This window comes from Streptomyces sp. NBC_01320 (genome assembly GCF_035974375.1).
Taxonomy (GTDB): Bacteria; Actinomycetota; Actinomycetes; order Streptomycetales; family Streptomycetaceae; genus Streptomyces; species Streptomyces yanii.
Window position 1 is genome coordinate 9,920,919 of record NZ_CP108390.1, and the last position, 20,730, is coordinate 9,941,648.

Annotated in this window: 23 protein-coding genes and 1 pseudogene; 13 read left to right on the plus strand and 11 right to left on the minus strand. The window is 70.3% G+C overall.

Annotation, left to right across the window (positions count from 1 at the left end):
- Nucleotides 1-42: 42 nt before the first annotated feature.
- The 7 genes from OG395_RS45060 to OG395_RS45085 all read right to left on the minus strand — a co-directional run bounded on the left by OG395_RS45060 (nt 43) and on the right by OG395_RS45085 (nt 6,997).
- Nucleotides 43-1,296, minus strand: a complete 1,254-nt coding sequence (locus OG395_RS45060) for a sulfite oxidase (protein WP_327248079.1) — start codon at nt 1,294-1,296, stop codon at nt 43-45.
- A 36-nt stretch (nt 1,297-1,332) separates the two neighbouring features.
- Nucleotides 1,333-2,520, minus strand: a complete 1,188-nt coding sequence (gene metX, locus OG395_RS45065) for a homoserine O-acetyltransferase MetX (RefSeq protein WP_327249662.1) — start codon at nt 2,518-2,520, stop codon at nt 1,333-1,335.
- Nucleotides 2,517-3,884, minus strand: a complete 1,368-nt coding sequence (locus OG395_RS45070) for a bifunctional o-acetylhomoserine/o-acetylserine sulfhydrylase (protein ID WP_327248080.1) — start codon at nt 3,882-3,884, stop codon at nt 2,517-2,519. Before OG395_RS45070 ends, metX begins: the two co-directional genes overlap by 4 nt.
- 33 nt (nt 3,885-3,917) lie before the next feature.
- Nucleotides 3,918-4,877: a TauD/TfdA dioxygenase family protein gene (locus OG395_RS45075; RefSeq protein ID WP_327248081.1), complete on the minus strand. Its 960-nt coding sequence runs from the start codon at nt 4,875-4,877 to the stop codon at nt 3,918-3,920.
- A 97-nt stretch (nt 4,878-4,974) separates the two neighbouring features.
- A complete protein-coding gene (locus OG395_RS58610; protein ID WP_442818673.1) occupies nt 4,975-5,286 on the minus strand; it encodes a putative leader peptide in 312 nt (103 codons plus the stop codon).
- Between the two features lie 82 nt (nt 5,287-5,368).
- Nucleotides 5,369-6,250: an RNA polymerase sigma factor SigF gene (locus OG395_RS45080; protein ID WP_327248082.1), complete on the minus strand. Its 882-nt coding sequence runs from the start codon at nt 6,248-6,250 to the stop codon at nt 5,369-5,371.
- 207 nt (nt 6,251-6,457) lie between these two features.
- Nucleotides 6,458-6,997 (minus strand): cupin domain-containing protein, encoded by a 540-nt coding sequence (locus tag OG395_RS45085; protein WP_327248083.1) that lies wholly within the window; start codon nt 6,995-6,997, stop codon nt 6,458-6,460.
- A gap of 308 nt (nt 6,998-7,305) precedes the next feature.
- Here OG395_RS45085 and OG395_RS45090 point away from each other — a divergent pair, with 308 nt between their 5' ends.
- From OG395_RS45090 to OG395_RS45150, 13 genes and pseudogenes are all read left to right on the plus strand, one after another.
- Nucleotides 7,306-8,229, plus strand: a complete 924-nt coding sequence (locus tag OG395_RS45090) for an NADP-dependent oxidoreductase (RefSeq protein ID WP_327248084.1) — start codon at nt 7,306-7,308, stop codon at nt 8,227-8,229.
- Complete coding sequence (locus tag OG395_RS45095; RefSeq protein ID WP_327248085.1) at nt 8,226-8,990, plus strand: GNAT family N-acetyltransferase; 765 nt, start codon at nt 8,226-8,228, stop codon at nt 8,988-8,990. The genes OG395_RS45090 and OG395_RS45095 overlap by 4 nt, the downstream gene beginning before the upstream one ends.
- A gap of 223 nt (nt 8,991-9,213) precedes the next feature.
- Nucleotides 9,214-10,416, plus strand: coding sequence for a PP2C family protein-serine/threonine phosphatase (locus OG395_RS45100; protein ID WP_442818674.1), 1,203 nt, complete (start codon nt 9,214-9,216; stop codon nt 10,414-10,416).
- 80 nt (nt 10,417-10,496) lie between these two features.
- Nucleotides 10,497-11,168 (plus strand): TetR family transcriptional regulator, encoded by a 672-nt coding sequence (locus OG395_RS45105; protein ID WP_327248086.1) that lies wholly within the window; start codon nt 10,497-10,499, stop codon nt 11,166-11,168.
- Nucleotides 11,165-11,938 carry an SDR family NAD(P)-dependent oxidoreductase gene (locus OG395_RS45110; protein WP_327248087.1) on the plus strand — a complete coding sequence of 258 codons (774 nt, stop codon included), beginning with the start codon at nt 11,165-11,167 and terminating at the stop codon, nt 11,936-11,938. Before OG395_RS45105 ends, OG395_RS45110 begins: the two co-directional genes overlap by 4 nt.
- A 57-nt stretch (nt 11,939-11,995) precedes the next feature.
- A complete protein-coding gene (locus tag OG395_RS45115) occupies nt 11,996-13,036 on the plus strand; it encodes an NAD(P)-dependent alcohol dehydrogenase (protein ID WP_327248088.1) in 1,041 nt (346 codons plus the stop codon).
- Between the two features lie 109 nt (nt 13,037-13,145).
- A complete protein-coding gene (locus OG395_RS45120) occupies nt 13,146-13,487 on the plus strand; it encodes a DUF6191 domain-containing protein (protein WP_327248089.1) in 342 nt (113 codons plus the stop codon).
- 91 nt (nt 13,488-13,578) lie between these two features.
- Nucleotides 13,579-13,728 (plus strand): annotated as a pseudogene (locus OG395_RS45125) (IS5/IS1182 family transposase); the annotation flags it as partial.
- Nucleotides 13,729-14,012: 284 nt separating this feature from the next.
- Nucleotides 14,013-14,141 carry a hypothetical protein gene (locus tag OG395_RS45130; protein WP_327248090.1) on the plus strand — a complete coding sequence of 43 codons (129 nt, stop codon included), beginning with the start codon at nt 14,013-14,015 and terminating at the stop codon, nt 14,139-14,141.
- A gap of 57 nt (nt 14,142-14,198) precedes the next feature.
- Entirely contained in the window at nt 14,199-15,665 is a 1,467-nt protein-coding gene (locus OG395_RS45135) for an FG-GAP-like repeat-containing protein (protein ID WP_327248091.1), read from the plus strand.
- 114 nt (nt 15,666-15,779) lie between these two features.
- Nucleotides 15,780-16,523 (plus strand): class I SAM-dependent DNA methyltransferase, encoded by a 744-nt coding sequence (locus OG395_RS45140; RefSeq protein ID WP_327248092.1) that lies wholly within the window; start codon nt 15,780-15,782, stop codon nt 16,521-16,523.
- A 136-nt stretch (nt 16,524-16,659) separates the two neighbouring features.
- Nucleotides 16,660-16,860 (plus strand): VOC family protein, encoded by a 201-nt coding sequence (locus OG395_RS45145; RefSeq protein ID WP_327248093.1) that lies wholly within the window; start codon nt 16,660-16,662, stop codon nt 16,858-16,860.
- On the plus strand, nt 16,857-17,363 hold the full coding sequence (locus tag OG395_RS45150; protein ID WP_327248094.1) for a mycothiol transferase: 507 nt from the start codon (nt 16,857-16,859) through the stop codon (nt 17,361-17,363). The genes OG395_RS45145 and OG395_RS45150 overlap by 4 nt, the downstream gene beginning before the upstream one ends.
- Before the next feature lie 78 nt (nt 17,364-17,441).
- Here OG395_RS45150 and OG395_RS45155 read toward each other — a convergent pair whose 3' ends face one another.
- The 4 genes from OG395_RS45155 to OG395_RS45170 are packed head-to-tail and all read right to left on the minus strand — an operon-like array spanning nt 17,442 to nt 20,541.
- Nucleotides 17,442-18,563 (minus strand): bile acid:sodium symporter family protein, encoded by a 1,122-nt coding sequence (locus OG395_RS45155; RefSeq protein WP_327248095.1) that lies wholly within the window; start codon nt 18,561-18,563, stop codon nt 17,442-17,444.
- A gap of 39 nt (nt 18,564-18,602) precedes the next feature.
- Nucleotides 18,603-19,298 carry a phosphatase PAP2 family protein gene (locus OG395_RS45160; protein WP_327248096.1) on the minus strand — a complete coding sequence of 232 codons (696 nt, stop codon included), beginning with the start codon at nt 19,296-19,298 and terminating at the stop codon, nt 18,603-18,605.
- A complete protein-coding gene (locus OG395_RS45165) occupies nt 19,295-19,897 on the minus strand; it encodes a phosphatase PAP2 family protein (protein WP_327248097.1) in 603 nt (200 codons plus the stop codon). The genes OG395_RS45160 and OG395_RS45165 overlap by 4 nt, the downstream gene beginning before the upstream one ends.
- Nucleotides 19,897-20,541: a DedA family protein gene (locus tag OG395_RS45170; protein WP_327248098.1), complete on the minus strand. Its 645-nt coding sequence runs from the start codon at nt 20,539-20,541 to the stop codon at nt 19,897-19,899. Before OG395_RS45170 ends, OG395_RS45165 begins: the two co-directional genes overlap by 1 nt.
- Nucleotides 20,542-20,730 lie beyond the last annotated feature (189 nt).

Sequence of the window (20,730 nt, forward strand, 5' to 3'; positions counted from 1 at the left end):
CGGGAGACGCCAGGTCATTTCTGCCGACCGCACCTCGCTCCGTCAGACCACGCGCACCTCGTGCCGTACGACCGCGTCGAAGAGATATCCCTGCGTGTTGTGGACCGCCACATCGGGCTGGGTACGGCCCGTTCGGTCCGTCGCCCGTGCCAGCAGGACCGCAGAACCGCGCTCCTTCGGCAGCCAGTCGGCCGACCAGCGGACCCAGCTCCCGCTCCGGGGCTCGTCACGGAGCCGGGCGCGTCGCCACCGGGTGCCGCCGTCGGTGCTGATCTCGACGGTACGCACCGGCACCCCTCCCGACCAGGACCGTCCCGTCAGCACCTGGCGCCGGTGCACGGGAACCGACGCACCGGGCGCCAGCTCGAACGCGCTCTTCAGGGTCTGCCGGGTCAGCGGTGCGCTGCCCTCCGGCGGATACGCCGGGCCGAACAGCCGGTAGAGACCGGTGTTCCACGGTGAGAGCAGGGGCTCCGCACTCACCTCGATGTCGCCGACCCACTTGATGTTCGCGATGCCGACCCAGGACGGCACGATGAGCCGCACGGGGTAACCATGGTCGGGCGGCAGCGGCTCGCCGTTCATCTCGTACGCGAGCAGCACATCGTCCAGCGCCTTCGACACCGGCAGCGGACGCCGCACCCGCCCCAGGTTCGTCCCGTCGCTGATGACCTCGTTGTCGAGCCCGCGCGGCAGCACGTCCACCGCGTCCCTGCCGATCCCCGCCCGCCGCAGCACATCGGCGAGCCGTACCCCGCGCCAGCGAGCCGTACCGATCGCACCCAAGGTCCAGGCGGTGCCGCTGACCTGCTGGTTCTGCTGCGTCGCATAGAAGCTGCGGGCGTTCCCGGCGCACTCGACAAAAGCCGTGCGGGTGACAGACGGCAGGGCGCGCAGCTCCGTGTAGGTGAAGTCCACGGCCGGGCCGGTCAGCCCACTGCCCCATACGGAGAGCCGCCAGTCCGCCGCGTCGATCCTCGGCGTCACGGTGTGATTGCGTACGAAGAAGCGATCGGCGGGAGTGAGCAGCCCCGTGGACCGCAGTGCCGCGAAATTGGTTTCGGCATTGGTGCCGCGCACGGTGAAGAGCTCGGGCGGCAGCGGCTTCACGATGCCGGGAGCCGGCGCGACGGCCGCCTGTGCGGGGGCGGCCGCGGCGGCTCCGGCCACCGACGCGGCCGCCACGAACTTCAGCAGATCGCGGCGGCCGATCCCGGCGGACCGCGCGACACCGCGCGACCACTGGCCCAGTCGCATCCGGTCGTATACGGCCTCGGACAGCGGAACGGATCTCATCAACACTCCAGGGATGGTGAGTGGACGGACAACAGGTCAGAGGGGTGGACGGTCGGTGAAACCGGAGAGCAACTCCTTCACCAGAGAGCCGACCTGGGCCGTCTCGATCAGGAAGCCGTCATGTCCGTAAGGCGATTGGAGGACCCGCAGGCGGTTCGCGCCGGGCAGCAGATCGGCCAACTCCGCCTGCTGATGCAGCGGATAGAGGCGGTCGGAGTCGATGCCCGCGACGAGCGCGGGCATACGCGCACGGTGCAGCGCCTGCGCGATGCCGCCGCGGTGCCGGCCGATGTCGTGCCCGTTCATCGCTTCGGTGAGCGTGACGTAGCTGCCCGCGTCGAAACGGTGCACGAGTTTGGCGGCGTGGTGGTCGAGATACGACTCCACCTGGTAGCGGCCTCCCTGTGCGGGGTGTTCGCCCGGCTGCGCCTGCCTGCCGAACCGCGAAGCGAGCTCCGGTTCGCTGCGGTACGTGACATGGGCGATCCGTCGCGCCAGCCCCAGCCCACGGTGCGGACCGCTGCCCGGTGCCACCCCGTGGTAGTGCCCGCCTCGCCACCCGGGGTCGCTGCGGACGGCGGAGATCTGTAGGGAACCCCAGGCGATCTGCTCCGCCGATGCGGCCGCGGGGGCGGCGAGGACGAGCAGCGATCCGGTACGTTCCGGCCGGCCCACAGCCCATTCGAGCGCCCGCATGCCCCCCATGGACCCTCCGACGACCGCAGCCCAGCGCCCGACCCCGAGAGTATCGGCCAATTCCGCCTCGGCAGCTACCTGATCACGGACTGTCACGCGGGGGAAGTCGCCGCCCCAGCGGACGTCGTCTTTGCGGTCCGGACGTCGCGACGAGGGCCCGGTGCTGCCCTGGCAGCCACCCAGCACATTCGGAGCGACGACGAACCAGCGATCGGTATCAAGGGCTTTTCCGGGGCCGATCAGAGCATCCCACCAGCCGGCGCTCGGATGCCCGGCACCCGCGTGCCCGGCCACGTGGCTGTCACCGGTCAAGGCGTGCAGCACCAGCACCGCGTTGGAACCGTCCACCGCCCGGCGTCCCCACGTCTCGTACGCCATGCGCACGCCCGGCAGCGTGCCACCGGACTCCAGCCGCAGCGGCCGCCGCAGCGTCACCCAGCGGCGGCGGCCCGGTGGATCCCCCTCCTGCCAGCCTCCGGTGGCCGGCGGGAGGGGGAGTGCGAGGGGCGCGGCGTCCGTCCGGTTCAGGACGCCGCCTTCGCGGCGCGGAACCCCGCCTCCAGATCGGCCTTGAGATCGTCCACGTTCTCCAGCCCCACCGAGAGCCGCACCAGCCCGGCGGTGGCCCCGGTGGCCACGAGCTGGTCCTCGGTCAGCTGGCTGTGCGTGGTGGACGCCGGATGGATGATCAGGCTCCGTACGTCTCCGATGTTGGCGAGATGGCTGAACAGCTGGACCGCGTCCACGAACCGCTTGCCCGCCTCCACTCCGTCCCGCAGCTCGAAGGCGAGCACCGCCCCGGCGCCGCGCGGCAGATAGCGACGCCCCGCCTCATACCACCGGCTCGACTCCAGTCCCGCGTAGTGCACCGCCGACACCTCGTCGCGCTGCTGGAGCCATGTGGCCAGCGCCAGGGCGTTGGACGTGTGCCGCTCCAGCCGCAGACTGAGCGTCTCCACGCCCTGGAGCAGCAGGAACGCCGAGTGCGGGGAGAGCGCGGGACCGAGGTCGCGCAGCAACTGGACCCGGAGCTTCACCGCGAAGGCGCCAGGGCCGAGATCGGGCCAGTACCGCAGCCCGTGGTAGCTGGGGTCGGGGGAGTCGAAGTCGGGGAAGCGGTCGGCGTGCGCACCGAAGTCGAATGTGCCGCCGTCCACCACCACACCGCCGATGGTGGTGCCGTGCCCGCCGAGGAACTTCGTCGCCGAGTGGATCACGACATCCGCGCCGTGCTCGATCGGGCGCAGCAAATACGGGGTCGGCACGGTGTTGTCGACGATCAGCGGAACCCCGGCGGCGTGTGCGGCGTCGGCCACCGCCCGGATGTCGAGGACGTCACCACGCGGATTGCCCAGCGTCTCCGCGAACAGCGCCTTGGTGTTCGGGCGGATCGCTGCTGTCCACGCGTCGATGTCGTCGGGGTCGTCGACGAACGACACCTCGATGCCGAACCGGGGAAGCGTGTGGCGCAACAGGTTGTACGTACCCCCGTAGAGGGATGTGGAGGAGACGATGTGATCCCCGGTGCCGGCCAGCGTCAGGATGGCGAGGGTCTCCGCGGCCTGCCCGGAGGCGAGCGCGACGGCGGCGACTCCGCCTTCCAGGGCGGCGATCCGCGCTTCCAGGACGTCCTGGGTGGGATTGTGGATGCGGGTGTAGATGTTGCCGGGTTCGGCGAGCGAGAACAGATCTGCCGCGTGCTGGGTGTCGCGGAAGACGAACGACGTCGTCTGGTAGATCGGCACCGCACGGGCGCCGGTCGTCGGGTCGGGGACGGCGCCGGAGTGGATCTGCTTGGTCTCGAAGGACCAGGCGGGCCCCGCGGACGCGTCCTGGTGCTCGTGGTCCTCGGGGGTGTGGCCTGCGGTGACGGAGTCGACGGGCTGGCTCATGACGTTCCTCGCACAGTGGTTCCGGTAGGTGGATCAGGCGGCCGTGGACGCGCCCGACGGGATCCCGAACGCCGGGGCGGGCACGGTCTCCGGGCTGATCAGGAGGGACGGGCGGCCGTCCGGGCCGACCGGGATGTCGCCGTCGACGGTGACGCGGCGCAGCTTGCGGTCGTGGGCGTCGGAGTCGTCGACGCCGTAGTGCTGGGTGGCCCGGTTGTCCCAGATGGCGACGTCACCGGTCCGCCACTGCCAGCGCACGGTGTTCTCCGGCCGCTCGATGTGGGATTGGAACAGGTCGATCAGAGCTCGGGAGTCCCGGCCGGTGAGTCCGGCGATCCGCTGGACGAAGTTGCCGAGAAGCAGCACCCGTTCGCCGCTCTCCGGGTGGACGCGCACCAACGGGTGCTCGGTGCGGAACGTGGTCGAGGTGAACACGTCGCGGTACTTGGCGAACGCCTCGGGGCCGGCGTCGGGACGCAACGCCGCGTAGTCGTAGTCGTTGGAGTGGATCGCCCGGAGACTGTCCGCAAGTGCGCGGAGCTGCGCGGGAAGTTCGGCGTAGGCGGCAGCCGTGTTGGACCACAGGGTGTTTCCGCCGTACGGGGGAATGGTCACGGCGCGGAGGATGGAGAACGCCGGGTAGGCGGGCACGAACGTGACATCGGTGTGCCACTGGTTGGCCCGGCCGCCGTGGTCGGAATCGATACCGAGCGCGTAACGGCCGTCCTCGGACGGGACGGTGGGGTGGGCGACCGGGGTGCCGAGCAGCCGGCCGAACGCCTCGTGGCTTTCGCCGTCGAGGTGGTCCTGGCCGCGGAAGAAGATCACCTTGTGTTCCACGGCCGCGGCGCGGACGGCTGCCACGACGTCGGGCTCGAGATCGCCGCCGAGGCGTACACCCGAGACGACGGCGCCGATACGGCCGCCGAGCTTCCGGACGGTGACGGAGGTGCTGGGGGCGTCGGAGGTGTTCACGACGGGTGCGGAGGTCATGACGGAGCCTTTCCGTAGCGTCCGGAGCGAGGGGGAGCAGGGGCATGGCTGTGCCGGGAGTCTTCGCTGCGGCAACGTCCGTACGTGAGGGTGAAGTTCAGCGGAGCCGGTCGCAGCGGAGACCACGGCAACAGACCGCGGACGCCACGCGTCCCAGATCGACATGGCGCCGCGAGACGAGAGTCGGAGTCGCGAACATGCCGCGAAGCGTGGCAGTGGCTCCGTGGGGCGTCAACACGCCTGGACGCGCGGCGATCAGCGCGCAGGGGCCCGCTCCGGCACCCGGCCCGGAGCCGTCCGCCCCCGTTACGTGTGGCGTCTGACCTGGGCTGTTGTTCCGATACAGGCAGGTGAACGGAGACCGGTCCTGACGGGCGGCAGCAGCTGCCCGGTCCGCGGTCGATTTCATTCGGACGTAATGTCCGAGCGGCCCGACGACATCGAGCCGCTCACTCGTGGCGCCTCACTCCTGGCACCCAACTCGTCGTCTCTCACTCCTCGACGAACATGCCGCTGCGGAGCTTTTGCAGGATCCGGCTCAGCAGTCGCGACACATGCATCTGGGAGATGCCGAGCACCGCGCCGATCTGCGACTGCGTCATCTCCTGACCGAAGCGCATGTCGATGATGCGACGCTCGCGCGCGTCGAGGTGGCCCAGCAGCGGGGCGAGGGTGTGCAGATTCTCGACCGTCTCCATGCCGGGGTCCGGGGAGCCGAGGGCGTCGGCGAGCGTGCGCCCCGGTGGGTGGAGCCGTCCCGCGCCGGCCGGATCGGACGGCATGTCCAGCGATCCCGCGGTGTACCCGTTGGCGGCGACGATGCCTTCGGCGACCTCGTCCTCGCCGATCCCGAGCTGCTCGGCGAGCTCCGGCACGGTGGGGTCGCGGTCGAACTCCGTAGCCAGTGACTCCTTGGCCTTGGCGATGTCGACCCGCAACTCCTGCATCCGGCGCGGCACGTGGACTGCCCAGCTCGTGTCGCGGAAGAACCGCTTGATCTCCCCGACGATGTACGGCACCGCGAAGGAGGTGAACTCCACCTCGCGGGACAGGTCGAACCGGTCGATGGCCTTGATCAGCCCGATCGTGCCGACCTGGACGATGTCCTCCATGTCGCCGCTGCCGCGGTTCCGGAACCGGCCCGCGGCGAACCGGACGAGCGAGAGGTTCATCTCGATGAGCGTGTTGCGCGCGTACTGATGGGCGGGGGTGCCTTCCTCGAGGAGTTGGAGGCGGTCGAAGAACAGGCGGGACAGGACCCGTGCGTCCTTCGGGGCGACCTTCCCGGCATCCTCGATCCACGGAAGTTCGCCCGCCGAGCCGGTCATGCCCGGGGCGTCCGCACCGGCCGTCCGCGCTCTGTGCGCCGTCATCTCGTCACGCTCCCCTGGTCGTAGGCCATGAGGTGTATGCGCCTGCCCCCGGCAGGGGCATACATGCGTGAAAGAGCGAGTCGATCCGGCCAATCGGCGTGAACGGCCGGGAATGTTCGTGGTCCGGTGTCACATCCGTGCAGGTGAGGAGCGGAAGAACACAGAACCGCCCCACCGGTACGGGGGAGCCCGGTGGGACGGTCACTATCAGACTGCCACAGGCGTCCGCCCAATGTGGCCCGACCGGTCCGTATCGATGGGCAGTTGAGTCGAAATCGATTCCGGACCGGGCAGCGGGGTGGGCCAGTCGCGCGGGTGTCCCACGATGGTGTGGGTGACGGCGGGGGAGTCCTGCGTCGTGTAGTAGTGGCTGCTGAGCCCTGAGAAGCGCGCCGTGTCCCCCGTCTCCAGCAGATGCGGGATGTCGTCCACCACCAGTGTCACCTGGCCGGACATCACCAGCACGTACTCCACGGAGTCCGCGCCGTGCGAGCTGAACTGGCTCTGTGCATGCGGGTGCAGACGAGTCCGGTAGATCTCGATACGGCCCAGCTCGTGGCCGGCGAACAGCAGATTGACCGAGGTCTCGTCGTCCGGTTCGTCCAGCGACGAGGCGCGGATGATCTCCGGCCGGAGCAGGGGCTGACGCAGGAGATCCGTGCAACTGGTGTCCAGCACATCGGCGATCCGCACCAGCACATCGACGGTCGGATTGGCTTCGTCGATCGAGGGCCGGTGGCTGGGCAACGGCCGGCCTACCGGTTCCGGAACCCGCTCGATGTACTCGGCCCCCTCGCATGGCGGATGTTGATCGGCGCGTCGAGATCCGGGACGACCGCTCCGGCGGGTCCACGGCATCCGGACGCCCCCGGTGCCGCCCGTCCGGCCCGCTGGACGGCTCCGACCTGCTCCTATGTCGCTCGATCCGGAATCATTGCGGCCCTGTGAACACTCCGGCACCCCGGGAATACGTGCATGTCGAATGGACTTCTCGTTGCTGTAGCCCACGGTGGCGGTGCCGACAGCCGATGCCACGAACCGGAGCGAGGGAGCTCATGCCCAAGGCGTACGTATTCACCCGCAACGGCGGACCCGAGGTGGAAGCCTTCGTCGAGCAGGAGGCACCGACCCCTGGGCCCGGGGAGCTCCTGGTCGCGGTCCGGGCGGCCGGAGTGAACCCCGTCGACTGGAAGCTCCGCGACGGGTATCTCCGGCCCGGCAGCACGGCGCCGGAGTTCCCCGCCGTGTTCGGCAGCGAGGTGGCCGGGACCGTCGAGCGGGTCGGCCCCGGAGTCGAGGGGTTCGAGGTCGGGGACGCCGTCTTCGGCAACCCGCTGAGCGGTGGGTACGCCGAGTACGCACTGCTGCCCGTCGCGGTGACCGCCCACAAGCCCGACAGCCTGCCGTTCACGGAGGCGGCCGTCCTGCCGGTCGCGGCCGCCACCGCGTACGACGGCCTCCGCCAGCTGGACCTCGAGCCGGGCTCGACACTGCTGATCACCGGTGCCGGAGGCGGCGTCGGCGTGGTCGCCGTCCAGCTCGCACGCCACTTCGGCCTGCGGGTCGTCGGCACGTCGAGCGAGGCCAAGAAGGACTTCGTCGAATCGCTCGGCGCCGTGCACGTCCCGTCCGGCCCCGGCGTCGCCGAACGCGTACGGGCAGCAGCACCGGACGGCATCGACGCCGTCTACGACCTCGTCGGCGGCGACGACCTGCGGGCCGTGGCCGAACTGGTCACGGACCGGAAGCGGCTGATCAGCGCCGGAGGCAAACCGCTGGCCGTCGAACTCGGCGGGGCAGCCGTCGCCCGCGCCCGTACCGCAGCCGTACTCGACGAGGTGGCACGCCTCGTCGTCGACGGAGCGTTCACGACCTACGTGACACAGACCTTCCCGCTCGGCGAGGCGGCCGCAGCGCTGCGTGCGGTGGAGAGCGGACACACCCGTGGCAAGATCGTGATCGAGGTGGCTGCCGCATGAGCGATCCGCACCCCACCACCGTGTCCGGGCACCCGCTGGACAACCCGGCCCGCGCCTCGCTGACCGGACCGCACGCCCACTTCGCCGAACGCCGGGGCCGCGTCCTGCGCTACCCCACCGATGTGGCGCCCTGGCTCGCGCTTCCGGACACCCCGGATGCCGACGACTGGGCCGACGCGGCCGCCCTCGCCGGGCCCGGCGCATCGCTCACCCTCACCGCCCTGCGCGAACCGCCGCCCGGCGACTGGGAGATCACCTTTCACGCCGAGGGCGTCCAGCTGGTCGACGCCGGACTGGCAGCAGCCCCGGATCCGGAGGCCGTCCGCCTGGGTCCGGCCGATGTGCCGGAGATGCTCGCCCTGGTCGAACGCACCCGCCCCGGACCGTTCCTGCCGCGCACCGTCGAGCTCGGCACCTACCTCGGCATCCGGCGCGAAGGGGCACTCGTCGCGATGGCCGGGGAGCGGCTGCACCCGACCGGCTACAGCGAGATCAGCGGTGTCTGCACCGACGAGCCCGCACGAGGCCAGGGACTCGCGGGCCGACTCGTCCTCGCCGTCGCGCACGAGATCAGGGAGCGCGGCGACATCCCGTTCCTGCATGCCTCCGCGACCAACACGAACGCGATCAGGCTCTACGAGTCCCTGGGCTTCCGGCTCCGCCGCCGAACGTCGTTCCTCTCCGCCGTCGTGCCGCGGCAGCTGCCGGAGTCCGGCCGCACCGGTGGTACGAGTGGTGGGCAGGTGGCAGCCCTGTACTGACGGGTGAGCCCTCTCTCCTCCCTGCCGGGTGACGGAGGTCCTGCGGCCGGAGCCACGGGACCTTCGGCCCGGGACTTCCGGACCGCACCCCACCGGCAGACCCCGACCGAGGACCTTCGGCCCTGCCTCTGAGGCCGTTGGCCCCGTGTGCCCGCCGTCCGATCCGGGTGGACTGGATACGAAGGCCGGGAACAGGCCGGCACCGGTACGAGGAGGCAGTGGCGTGACGATCGGGGACCATCGTGCGGCGGTGGCGGGAACCGATCCGGGGGAGGCGGCGGTCTCCGCACCCCGGGTTGGCGACGCCATGCTGTACGGCGGCCTGCTTCTGCTGACCGCCGTGATCGTGCTCCTCGACGTGCGTACCGGCGAGGATCTGCAGGTCGTGCCGCTGCTCGTCGTCGTGCCCGCCCTCGTCTCGGTCGTCGGCACCGTCCGGCAGACGGGGTACACCGCCGCCTGGATCATGGCGGTGGTCGTCACCTCCCGACTGGTGTCCGGGGGAACGTTCTGGGACGTCGTCGTCGGCGTCGGTTTCACGGTCCTGGCCTGTGTCCTGGGAGTCGGCTCCTGTTTGCTGCGGATCCGCCATGCCACCGAGATCGCCCGGCTGCGCTCCGCGGCCGTCGCACTCCAGCGGCAGATCCTGCGGCCGCTGCCCGTCCTGACCGACCAGGTCGTCGCCCACGGGGTCTATGCGCCGATCGAGGAGGACCGACTGGTCGGCGGCGACATCTACGAGGTCGTCGAATCCCCATACGGAACCCGGGTGATCATCGGCGATGTGCAGGGCAAGGGGATCGCCGCCATCGGTGCGGGGTTCGCCGCGCTCGGCGCGTTCCGGGAGGCGGCCATCCGCGAGCCCACCCTGACCGGAGTGGTGGACGCTCTGGAGGACGCGGTTGCCCGGCACAACACCTTCTCCGCCCAGACCGGCGAGGTCGAACGCTTCGTCACGGCCCTGGTCCTCGGCTTCGAGGGCGAGGACCGGGTGGAGGCTGTCAACTGCGGTCATCTGCCGCCCCACCTGCTGCACGACGGCGGGGCAGCAGCGGTCCCGCTGCGCCTGACCTCCGTACCGCTGGGCATGGTGGAGCTCAGCAGCGAGGCGCGCGGCGCGGAGCAGTTCGACTTCCCGGCCGGTGCGACGCTTCTGGCATTCACCGACGGAGTGACCGAGGCTCGCGACGCCTCCGGCGCCTTCTACCCGCTGGACACCCGGCTCGGCCGCTGGGCCGGGTACGGACCGAGTGAAGTGCTGGACGCGCTCCATGCGGACCTGGAGGCCTTCTCCGGCGGCGTACGACGCGATGACATCGCGATGCTCGCCCTGCGCAAGGCGCCGACCGGCAACCGTCGCCGACAGTCCGTGGTGATGTCCGGTCAGGGCGCCCGGAGGGCCGCACAGACCTTCAGCGAGTGGTGACGGACAGGCGAGACCCGATATTTAAGTGTCCCGGCGAGACTCATGTCGCGCCGGGACATTTGTAGGTGTATCGTGCAGCCATGAATCCGGAACGGAAGACCCCGGAGAGGCGGAGCCGCAAGGCTCGTCGCACCAGGGACTCACTGGCGCAGGCCGCCTTCGAGCTCGTACTCGACCGCGGTCTGAGGAACGTGACGGTCGAGGAGATCGCGGAACACGCGGACGTCGACCGGCGCACCTTCAGCCGGTACTTCACGAGCAAGGAAGCCGCAGTCCTGGACCCGCTCCGGGGCGACGGCGACCGGATCAATGACGCCCTGCGCGCCCGCCCCGCCGACGAGCCCCCGCTCACCGCCTACCGCCGCGCCGTCCTCGACTGGCTCGAAGACCCCGAGGCACAGGCCTGGCACCGGCGCCCCCGGATCTTCGACCTGCTGGTCGTCGCCGAGGAGGAGCCGACCCTCTACGCGGCGTTCCACCACATCCGGGTGGATGCCCAGGAGGACTCGGTCGCCATCGTCGCGGAGCGGCTCGGCGTCGACCCACGGCTGGACATCCGTCCCGCCGTCACAGTCGCCGCAGGCGCAGGGGCACTCCTCGCAGCCCAGGCCGCCTGGGTCCGCGGCGGACAGCCGGACGCCCTGCCCCGACTGGTCGGGCAGGCCTTCGACGCCCTCTGCGGAGAACTGCTCGCGCAGCGTCCCGCCGGGCCGGCGCCGCACAGCACCACGGAAGGAAACGCACCATCATGAGCCTCTCTCTCACCCCCGCCGACCAGGAGTTCGCCGGCCGGACCGCCCTCATCACCGGCGGCGCCTCCGGAATCGGACTGGCGCTGGCCCACCGGCTGGCCGCGGGCGGCGCGGCCGTCGTCGTCGCCGACTACGACGAGGAGAACGCCCGCAAGGCCGTCGCCGAGCTCGAAGGCGCCGGCGCGAAGGCAGCCGCCGTCGCCATGGACGTGACCGACCCCTCCTCCGTGGAAGCGGGCGTGCAATTCGCCGTCGACGCGTTCGGAGCCCTGCACCTCGCCGTCAACAACGCGGGCATCGGCGGCCCGAGCGCCCCGACCGGTGATTACGCCGTCGAGGACTGGAACCGGGTCGTCGCCACCAACCTCAGCGGAGTGTTCTACTCCCTGCGGTACGAACTCCCCGCCATCGTCGCCGCGGGCGGCGGCGCCGTCGTCAACATGTCGTCGATCCTCGGTACCAACGGCTTCGCCGGATCCCCCGCCTATGTCGCCGCCAAGCACGGCGTCGTCGGTCTCACCAAGACGGCGGCCCTCGAATACGCGGCACAGAACGTCCGGATCAACGCCGTCGGCCCCGGCTTCATCGACACGCCCCTGCTGCGCAACACCGAAGGCCCGGCCCGCGACCACCTCATCTCGCTGCACCCGGCCGGACGCCTCGGCGCCGCGGAGGAGGTCGCCGAACTCGCCGCCTTCCTGCTCTCCGACCGCGCCTCCTTCATCCACGGCAGCTACCACCTGGTGGACGGCGGCTACTCCGCGTCCTGAATCGCGGACGGGGGACACGGGAGCCGGAAACATTGAAGTGAGAGCGAGGAGAACCCCATGAAAGCCGTCCAGTACCGCACCGTCGGCGCCGCCCCCGAGGTCGTCACCGTGCCCGACCCGGAGCCCGGACCCGGCCAGGTCCTGCTGAAGGTCACCGCCGCAGGCGTCTGCCACTCCGACATCGCGGTGATGAGCTGGCCCGCCGACCAGATCCCCTTCCCGTTGCCGCTCACCCTCGGCCACGAGGGCGTCGGCACCGTCGCCGCCCTCGGCGACGGCGTCACCGGTCTCTCGGTCGGCGAGTCCGTCGCGGTCTACGGCCCCTGGGGCTGCGGCACGTGCGTCAAGTGCGCCGAGGGCAAGGAGAACTACTGCCTGCGCGCGAAGGAGCTCGGCATCACGCCGCCCGGGCTCGGTTCGCCCGGCGCCATGGCCGAGTACATGATCGTCGATGATCCGCGTCACCTGGTGCCGCTCGGCGGACTCGACCCCGTGCAGGCGGTGCCGCTCACCGACGCGGGGCTCACCCCCTATCACGCGATCAAGCGGTCCCTCCCCAAACTGGTGCCCGGCGCCACCGCCGTCGTCATCGGCACCGGTGGTCTCGGCCACGTGGCGATCCAGCTGCTGCGCGCCATGACGGCCGTCCGCGTCATCGCCCTCGACGTCACGGAGGAGAAGCTTGCCCTCGCCCGCACCGTCGGCGCCCACGAGACCGTCCTCTCCGACGAACACGCCGCGGCCAAGGTCCGCGAACTGACCGGCGGTGTCGGCGCGCAGGTCGTCCTCGACTTCGTGGGGGCACCTCCCACGGTCACCACGGCGGGTGCGGCAGCCGCGATCGACGCCGATGTCACCATCGTCGGCATCGGCGGCGGCGCCCTCCCGGTCGGCTTCGGCTCCCTGCCCTACGGGACGACAGTGACCTCTCCGTACTGGGGATCGCGCTCCGAGCTCGCCGAGGTCCTCGACCTGGCCCGCGCGGGATCGGTCGAGGTCCACGTCGAGACGTACACCCTGGACGAGGCGCCGCTGGCGTACGAGCGGCTGCACCACGGCAAGATCAACGGCCGCGCGGTCCTCCTCCCCAACGGCTGACTTCTCCAGAGGTACAGGAGGCAGTGCGGGCCGTCGCCGATGGGCGACGGCCCGCACGCTCGTGCTCCGGAGCGATGCGTACGCCCGGTGCTTCGGCGATAATCGACCAATGGAATTCGTGGCACTGATGACGCTGCCCGGACTGGTGATCGGGCTGACTCTGGTCGCGTTCGTCGACCAGCTGATGCTGCGAGCCGGGCGGGCGGGGATGCTGCCGTGGCGCAACGGCGCGCGCCGTGGCCAGGTGTCGGCGACCGGATTCGAGCAGCTGCACGCGACCTTCTCGCCGGGCAAGCAGAGCGAACTCAAGGAGCGCCAGAGCGCCCTGCTGCTCCGTGACGACGAGGAGGACGGCGCCCCGCCGAACCGTTCCACCGTCGACCTCGACGGCGGCCGCGCCGTCATCCGTCCCGCAGCGGCCACCCCCTCGCAGGGCTCCGGCACGCTCTGAAGGCTGTCCCCTACGGGTGTGGCCGCTGGGGGACGGGGCGGGGGGATCTCAGCGGATGATCCGAAGTGGAGTGGACCTGACAACGCGGTCGGCGATCTCACCGGCCCGCCGGCCAGGCGAAGACACGGTGCTGATCGTGGACGGCGCCCTGGTATCGACCCGTGACCGCAGCATCGCCGCCGCCAGCAAGAACCATCTGCACCCGACGAATCTGCAGGTCGTGATCGACGCGAACAGCCGCCCAGGTGTGCTGTCCCGGGACGTCGGTGACGCGCGACATGCTCCTCCTCGGTGCTTGAACAGATGAGGGCGTTCTGGGGTCGGTGTGGATGGCGACATCTGCACCGAGCCGCAGGAGGCCCTGCGCCGTCAGGGCCCGCGCGCCGGGCAGGCGTGTTCGGGGCACGCTCCCCTTCAGCGCCGCGCCTGTCAGGGACCACGGCCGTGGGGAAGCCCGGCTGCGGGGCGGCGGTGGCCGCATGTCAGGTGACGGGGGCGTACAACCGTTTGCCCATGCTGCCGGTCTTGTTTGCTGCAGTCCGGGAATGTCGCTCCACCGCCTCCGGCATCACCGCACGCTCCTTCTCGCTCGCCGGCGGCACGGTCGACATGAGCACGGCCCTGGCCCGCTTCGGCGCGTCCTTTACCCACTGACCCCGACGCAGCACAGCGACAGAGCACTGGGAGTGACATGAACAGACGTGCACTGCGATGGAACCTCGGACTCGCCACCGCGCTCGCGGTGAGCAGCGCCATGACCGCCCCTGTGATCGCGCACGCGCAGGGGATCGCGATCGGCCGGGCCGCCCCGTCGCGGAACTCCCGTACGACTTCAACGGCGACGGATACTCCGATGTGGCGGTCCCCGTGCCCTCGGCGACCGTCGGCGGCAAGGCGAAGGCCGGATATGTGGCCGTGATGTACGGCTCGTCGACGGGCCTGAAGACCTCGACCAAGCAGGTGTTCCACCAGGACAGCGCCGGCATCCCCGGCGTTGCCGAGGCCGGCGACGCGTACGGAAGTTCGGTCACCACCGGTGATCTGGACGGCGACGGGTACGCCGATCTGGTCGTCGGCGCCTCCGGTGAGGATGTCGGTACCGTCACCGACTCGGGCTCGCTCGCGGTGATCTGGGGCGGGGCCAAGGGGCTGTCGGGTTCCGGTTCCGTGACACTGGCTCTCGGCGACGGGGCCTACGACAGACTCGGGCGCACGGTCAGGGCCGGGGACTTCGACGGGGACGGCGACCTGGACGTCGTCGGCGTCGAGAACTACCTGAATCTGCGTGTGTTGTCCGGGCCGTTCGGCCGCGACGGCTCCGCGCGGAGCACGGCCCGGATCATCGACACGGACGACATGCGACTCCTGGATCTCGCCACGGGCGACATCAACGGTGACGGGGTGACCGACCTTGCCGCGGTGGTCAACTCCGTCGACGAGTACGACTGGCGGCACATCCGCTACTGGACGGGCACGAAAGCGGGACTGACCGGACCCGATTCGGTCAAAGCCGCGAACGGCCGCTGGCTCCAGGGCGGCGAGAGCCTCGACATCGGCGATGTGAACAACGACGGCATCGCGGACATCGTCGTGGGGCGGGCGGTCGACGGCTACGACAGCGACGTGGAGATACCGACCGCCAACGGCGGGATGATCACCTACGTCCCGGGCAGCAGATCGGGCCCGGTCGGTACTCGGGCGAAGGTCTTCAACCAGGACAGTGCCGGCATCCCGGGTGTCGCCGAGAACAACGACGCATTCGGTGAATCCGTCCAGGTCGCCGACATCGACGGCGACGGCTATGAGGACGTGTCGATCGGCGTTCCGGGTGAGGACTTCGACGGCAGGAGCCAGGCAGGCTCGGTCGTCACGCTGCGCGGTACGGCCTTCGGTCTCACCGGCACGGGAGCCAAGAGCTACTCGCAGGACACCACGGGGGTACCCGGCATCGCGGAGAACAACGACCGCTTTGGCGCGGCCGCCAAACTGGTCGACACCAACGCCGACGGTCGCGCCGAGCTGATCGTCGGCGCGCCCGGCGAGAACGCCGACGCCGGCTCGGTGTGGGTGTTCAAGTCCACTTCCTCCGGGGTGACGCCAACCGGTTCGTTCACCTTCGGCGCGGGCACGCTCGGCACGGTCTCGACGCGCGCGCAGCTCGGCTCGACGTTCAACTAGGTCCTGGAACTGCTTCCACTGCCGCCCAAGGTCGCCCAGCCGGTCCGGGCCCTACGCCGGCAACGCCACAAAATCACTGGACATCGCACAGGCCGGGCGACGAACATTGGCGGCATGGAGCAGGAGGGGATCTGGGACGGCGATGCTGCCCAGCGCTATGACACGCCCGGCACAGGCATGTTCGCCCCCGAGATCCTGGGGCCGACCGTGAACCGCCTCGCTGAACTCGCAGGCGGCGGAGCAGCGCTTGAGCTCGCCATCGGGACCGGCCGGGTGGCCGTACCGCTCGTCGAGCGAGGAGTCCCCGTCACCGGCATCGAGTTGTCGCTTCCGATGATCCATCAACTGAGAACCAAGGCGGACGAAGCGACCATCCCCGTGATCGTCGGTGACATGGCGACTTCCGTGGCCCCTGGGAAGTACACACTTGTCTACCTCGTCTACAACACCATTTCCAATCTGCTCACCCAAGCCGAGCAGGTCGAGTGCTTCCGCAACGCTGCCCGCCACCTCACGCCCGGTGGTCGGTTCGTGATCGAGCTCTGGGTGCCCGAGCTGCGCAAGCTCCCACCGGGCCAGACCGCCACCGTCTGGGATTCCGAGCCCGGCTACATCGGTTTGGACACCTACGACGTTCTGCGCCAGCGCGTCGTATCGCACCACTTCTCGTTCGACGACACGAAGCAGGCTCAGCTGTTCCGCAGCCCGCACCGCTACATCTGGCCTGCCGAACTCGACCTGATGGCTCAGCTGGCCGGATTCGAGCTGGAGACCAGGCACGCGGACTGGGCCGGCGCCGCGTTCACTGCCGAGTCGCGTTCTCACGTTTCCGTCTACCGGATCCCGCCGAACCGGTAGCTTCGCCACTCACTTCGGCTCAGTAAACCGACAGCAGCTCGCAACCCCGCCCTGACCGGACAGGCCCGGCCCCTCGTGGGAAAACCCGGACACCCTCCTGTACACGGCAGCACCGATTCGGAGATCCTCTGTAGCCGTGACCGACAAGACGAACAATCCCGCGCGGCCCAGGGACGTCAGTGCCATCGCCCTGTCCGTGGACCACGTGGACGCGATGGGCAGGGAGTTGTCCGCCCGCGGCGTGACACTGCTGAACGGCCCGACGGACCAACCGTGGGGGCTACGCACTGCGGGGTTTCGTGACCCCGGCTGTCACATCCGGGAGATCGCCCCGTGACCGCGGCGCCGGATACGGAGATCCGGACGCTCTTGTCCTTCCTGAACGGGCAGCGCCGCCATGTGCTGGGGATCCTCGACGGGCTTGAAGCCGATGCGCTGCACAGGCCCGTGTTGCCGTCCGGGTGGAGCTGTCTGGGACTTGTCCAGCACCTGGCACTCGATGTCGAGCGGTTCTGGTTCCGAGCCGTTTTCGTCGGCGACAAGAACGTCATCGACACTCTGGACGACATGGAGGATGCCTGGCAGGTGGCATCCGACGCTCCGGCCGAAAACATCCTCAATCAGTACCGCACGGAGACAGAACTTGCAGACGCCGTCGTCACCGCCGCGGCGGCGGACGCCGCGTTGGCCTGGTGGCCCCACCACCTCTTCGGCGAACCGCACCTGCACACCCTTCGGGACGTCCTGCTCCATGTCATCACCGAGACCGCGTGCCATGCGGGCCACCTCGACGCGGCACGAGAGCTCATCGACGGACGACGTTGGATGGTCCTCACATAGCCGGCTGCTCCTGACGTGGAAAGTCGGCCACCCCTTCACCTCCCGGGACCTCTCGAGACCCGGAAGGGGTAAGGAGAACTACGGGACAGCCTCTATGACTTCGAGCGCGGCGGCCCTGCGGCGCAGCATCGAGTCGGCCAGACCGGCACCGCATTTCTGGAGCAGGCTGTACGCGAGGACCGGCAGCAGCACGTGAGGGCTGCCGGAAAGGTTCGTCGCAGCCAGCACCGCACCGGCGCTGCTGTTGTTCATCCCGCAGGTGAGCGTGATCGCCACGGTGTCGGCCGGGTCGGCCCCTACCGTACGGGCCAGGCACCAGCCGATCGCGAACGAAGCCGCACACAGGACAGCCGCCACGACCACCGACGCCACCAGCAGCGCGGGCCGTGGGTTCAGCAGGAACCCGCCCAGTGCGCCCGACGCATTGCTGTAGGTGAGCAGCAGTGCGTCGACCAGCCCGAGCAGTCCGATCCACGGCAGATGCCGGGCGAGCGCCCCGGCGGGCAGCACCTGCTGGACGAGGAGCCCGGCGACACACGGCACGATCACGCTGATCACCGCGAAAGCCCCGCCGTTCACCGCGGCCAGTCTCGACAGGTCCTGTGCGTAGTGGCCGACTGTCACCATCGAGGCGGCCGAGAGCGTCAGCGGGATGGTGAACGGGCTCAGGAGCGTGGAGGTCAGGACGATACCGACGATCAGCGACTGGTTGCCGCCGGCCCGGCTTCCCCAGACCGTGGCGCCGCCCGCAACCGGCATGGCGCCCACCAGGGCCAGTCCCGTGAGGAGCCCGCTGCAGCCGTCCGTGTCGGGGAGCCGCCCGAGCGCCACCGCCATGCATGGCAGCAGTGCGAGCGGGATCAGCGTATTGGCGAAAGTTCCGACCAGAAGTGGCAGCGGTCGGCGCAGGAGTCGCGGCAGATCCCGGGCGGGCACCCGTAATGCGGCGGTGAAGAGCAGCCAGGCGAGGAGGAGCGACGGCAGCGTGAGAGGCGTACGGGCCCCGCCGGGTGCGGACACCGCGCCGAGATCCAGCTGCCGCATGGCGAGACCGGCCTGCGGTAAGAGGGCTGCGGCGGCGTAGGCGGCCACTATCGCCCAGGTCAGCCGGTGCTGGAGGAGCGCGAGTGCACGCGTGAGCGCGGGCGGACGCGTGACGTGGCGGGTTCGGACGAGGGGCACGACCGGTGGACGGGGCATCGCACTGGACCTCTGTGAGGGTGGACCGGGACCGGCGGGTCACCTGCGGTGTGCGGGCAGTGCCGTCCGTATCAGCGCGGCCCCGAGCCCCAGCCAGAACGCGGCGAACAGCCAGCCGGCCACCACATCAGTCACCCAGTGCACCCCGAGCAGAACCCGGCTCAGCCCGACGGCCGCGGCCCAGCAGCCGACCAGGACGGCGGCGACGCGGCCGGCCCGGCTCCCGTACGCCCGGTGGCCGATCGCCGCCACCAGCAGTCCCGCCATGAGCGCGGACGTCGTCGCGTGCCCGGACGGGAAGGCGAACCCGGAGGCATGCGTCGCCCAGTCGCCCACCGGCGGGCGGGACCGGTTGATCGCTTCCATCAGCCCGTAGCGCAGCGCCTGCCCCAGCAACAGGAAGGCCAGGGCGCCTGCCGCGTACCCCAGACGGCGACGCGGGTTCCGGCCCGCGATCAGTCCGGCTGCCACCGCGGCGGCGTACGGGAACACGCCCGTACCCGTCGCCGTGACCGCCCTGGCCACTGTGACCAGGGCGGAGGGCCGATGGTGCAGGGACCATGCGTGCGCAGCCCGATCGACGGGCAGCACGTCCCCGTGCCGGGCCGTGAGGACCACCACCGTCAGGCCGAGGAGACCGACGAACCCGATCAGTACGGCCCCGAGCGCCGTACGGATACAGGGATCGACCGGGCCCGCGACGGCCCGGCGCCCGGCCTCCGCGTCCTTGGTCACCGCGCCGCCACCAGTGGGCGCAGCCTGGTCTCGCGCAGCCGCACCACGACCGGGGCGCAGCGCCGGCTGGCGACGGTCAGCGGCCAGGCCACGAGCGCGCCGGTGACCAGCCCGATCAGCACGTCGTGCGGATAGTGCACACCGATCCAGACCCGGGACGCGGCCATCAGCAGCGCCGCTGGGACAGCGATGGCGCCGAGTCGGCGGTCGGTCAGCAGGATCGCGACCGCCGCGGCTGCGGCGATGGCGGCGTGATTACTGGGGAAGGACCAGTCGCCGAGCGGAGGGCACGCCTCCACCGTGACCGCATGCAGGGTCTGGCAGGGCCGCTGTTCATGGACAGCCAATTTCAGCAGGTCGTTTGCCACATAGGCGGCCACCACGACCAGGGGCGCACAGAGTGCCGTCGCCAGGCGGGCGGGGGCGTCGGAGCGGGACCGCCACCAGGCCGCGAGCATCAGCAGGGCGAAGAGCGCGAGACCGAAGTCGGACCAGAGTCGGATCGTGGAGTCCAGAGCGGTGGGGGACCGCTGGGCGAGCTCGGTGATCCAGGTGTAGAGGCCACCGTCGAGGGAGGTGGCGGCAGAGGCGAGCAGCATCAGCTGTGGTCTCCTTCAGCGGTGCGGCGGCCGCGCGAGCGCATCAGCTCGGCGGCGAGGGGGATCAGGGAGACAATGACCACAACGGCGACGATCGGCAGCAGGTAGCGGTCGACATTGGGCACCGACGACCCCAGTCCGTAGCCGGCGAGCACCAGTGCGACGGTCCACACCAGTCCGCCGACGATCTGCCAGATCGTGAAGAGCCGGGCCGGTACGTTGAGCGCCCCGGCCAGCGGGTTGAGTACCGTGCGCACCACAGGGACGAAGCGCGCCAGCACGATCGCGCGCGCGTGTCCGTACCGCTCGAGGAGTTCCTCGGCGCGGGCGGCACCCGCATGCAGTTGCTTGGCCCGGCTCCGGGCCAGCAGGGCGCGGCCGCCGCGGCGCCCGATCCAGTATCCGGTCTGGGCGCCGAGGAGTGCGCCGACCACGGCAGCGATGAGCACCTGTGACAAGGAGAGGTGGACCGCGCCGTGGGTACCGGGCACGCTCAGCAGCCCCGCCGTGAAGAGCAGGGAGTCGCCGGGGAGGAAGAAGCCGACGAGCAGCCCCGTCTCCGCGAACAGCACGACCGCGATGCCGAGCGCGCCGAACGTGGCGAGCAGCGATCCTGCGTCCAACAGGTTCACTGCCTGCGGCATGGCTGCCACTGAGGATACGGACACGGTGGACGGCCTCCCATAATGGTGAGTGGGCGCACCGACGGGACGCCCGACTGACTACAGTGCTGTAGACGGTCTACTTCACTGTAGACGCTCGGAGCGGGAGGAGAGTTCCCATGGCTCAGGTGCAGGGGATATCCAGCGAGGATCCGAACCCTCGCGCGGGCG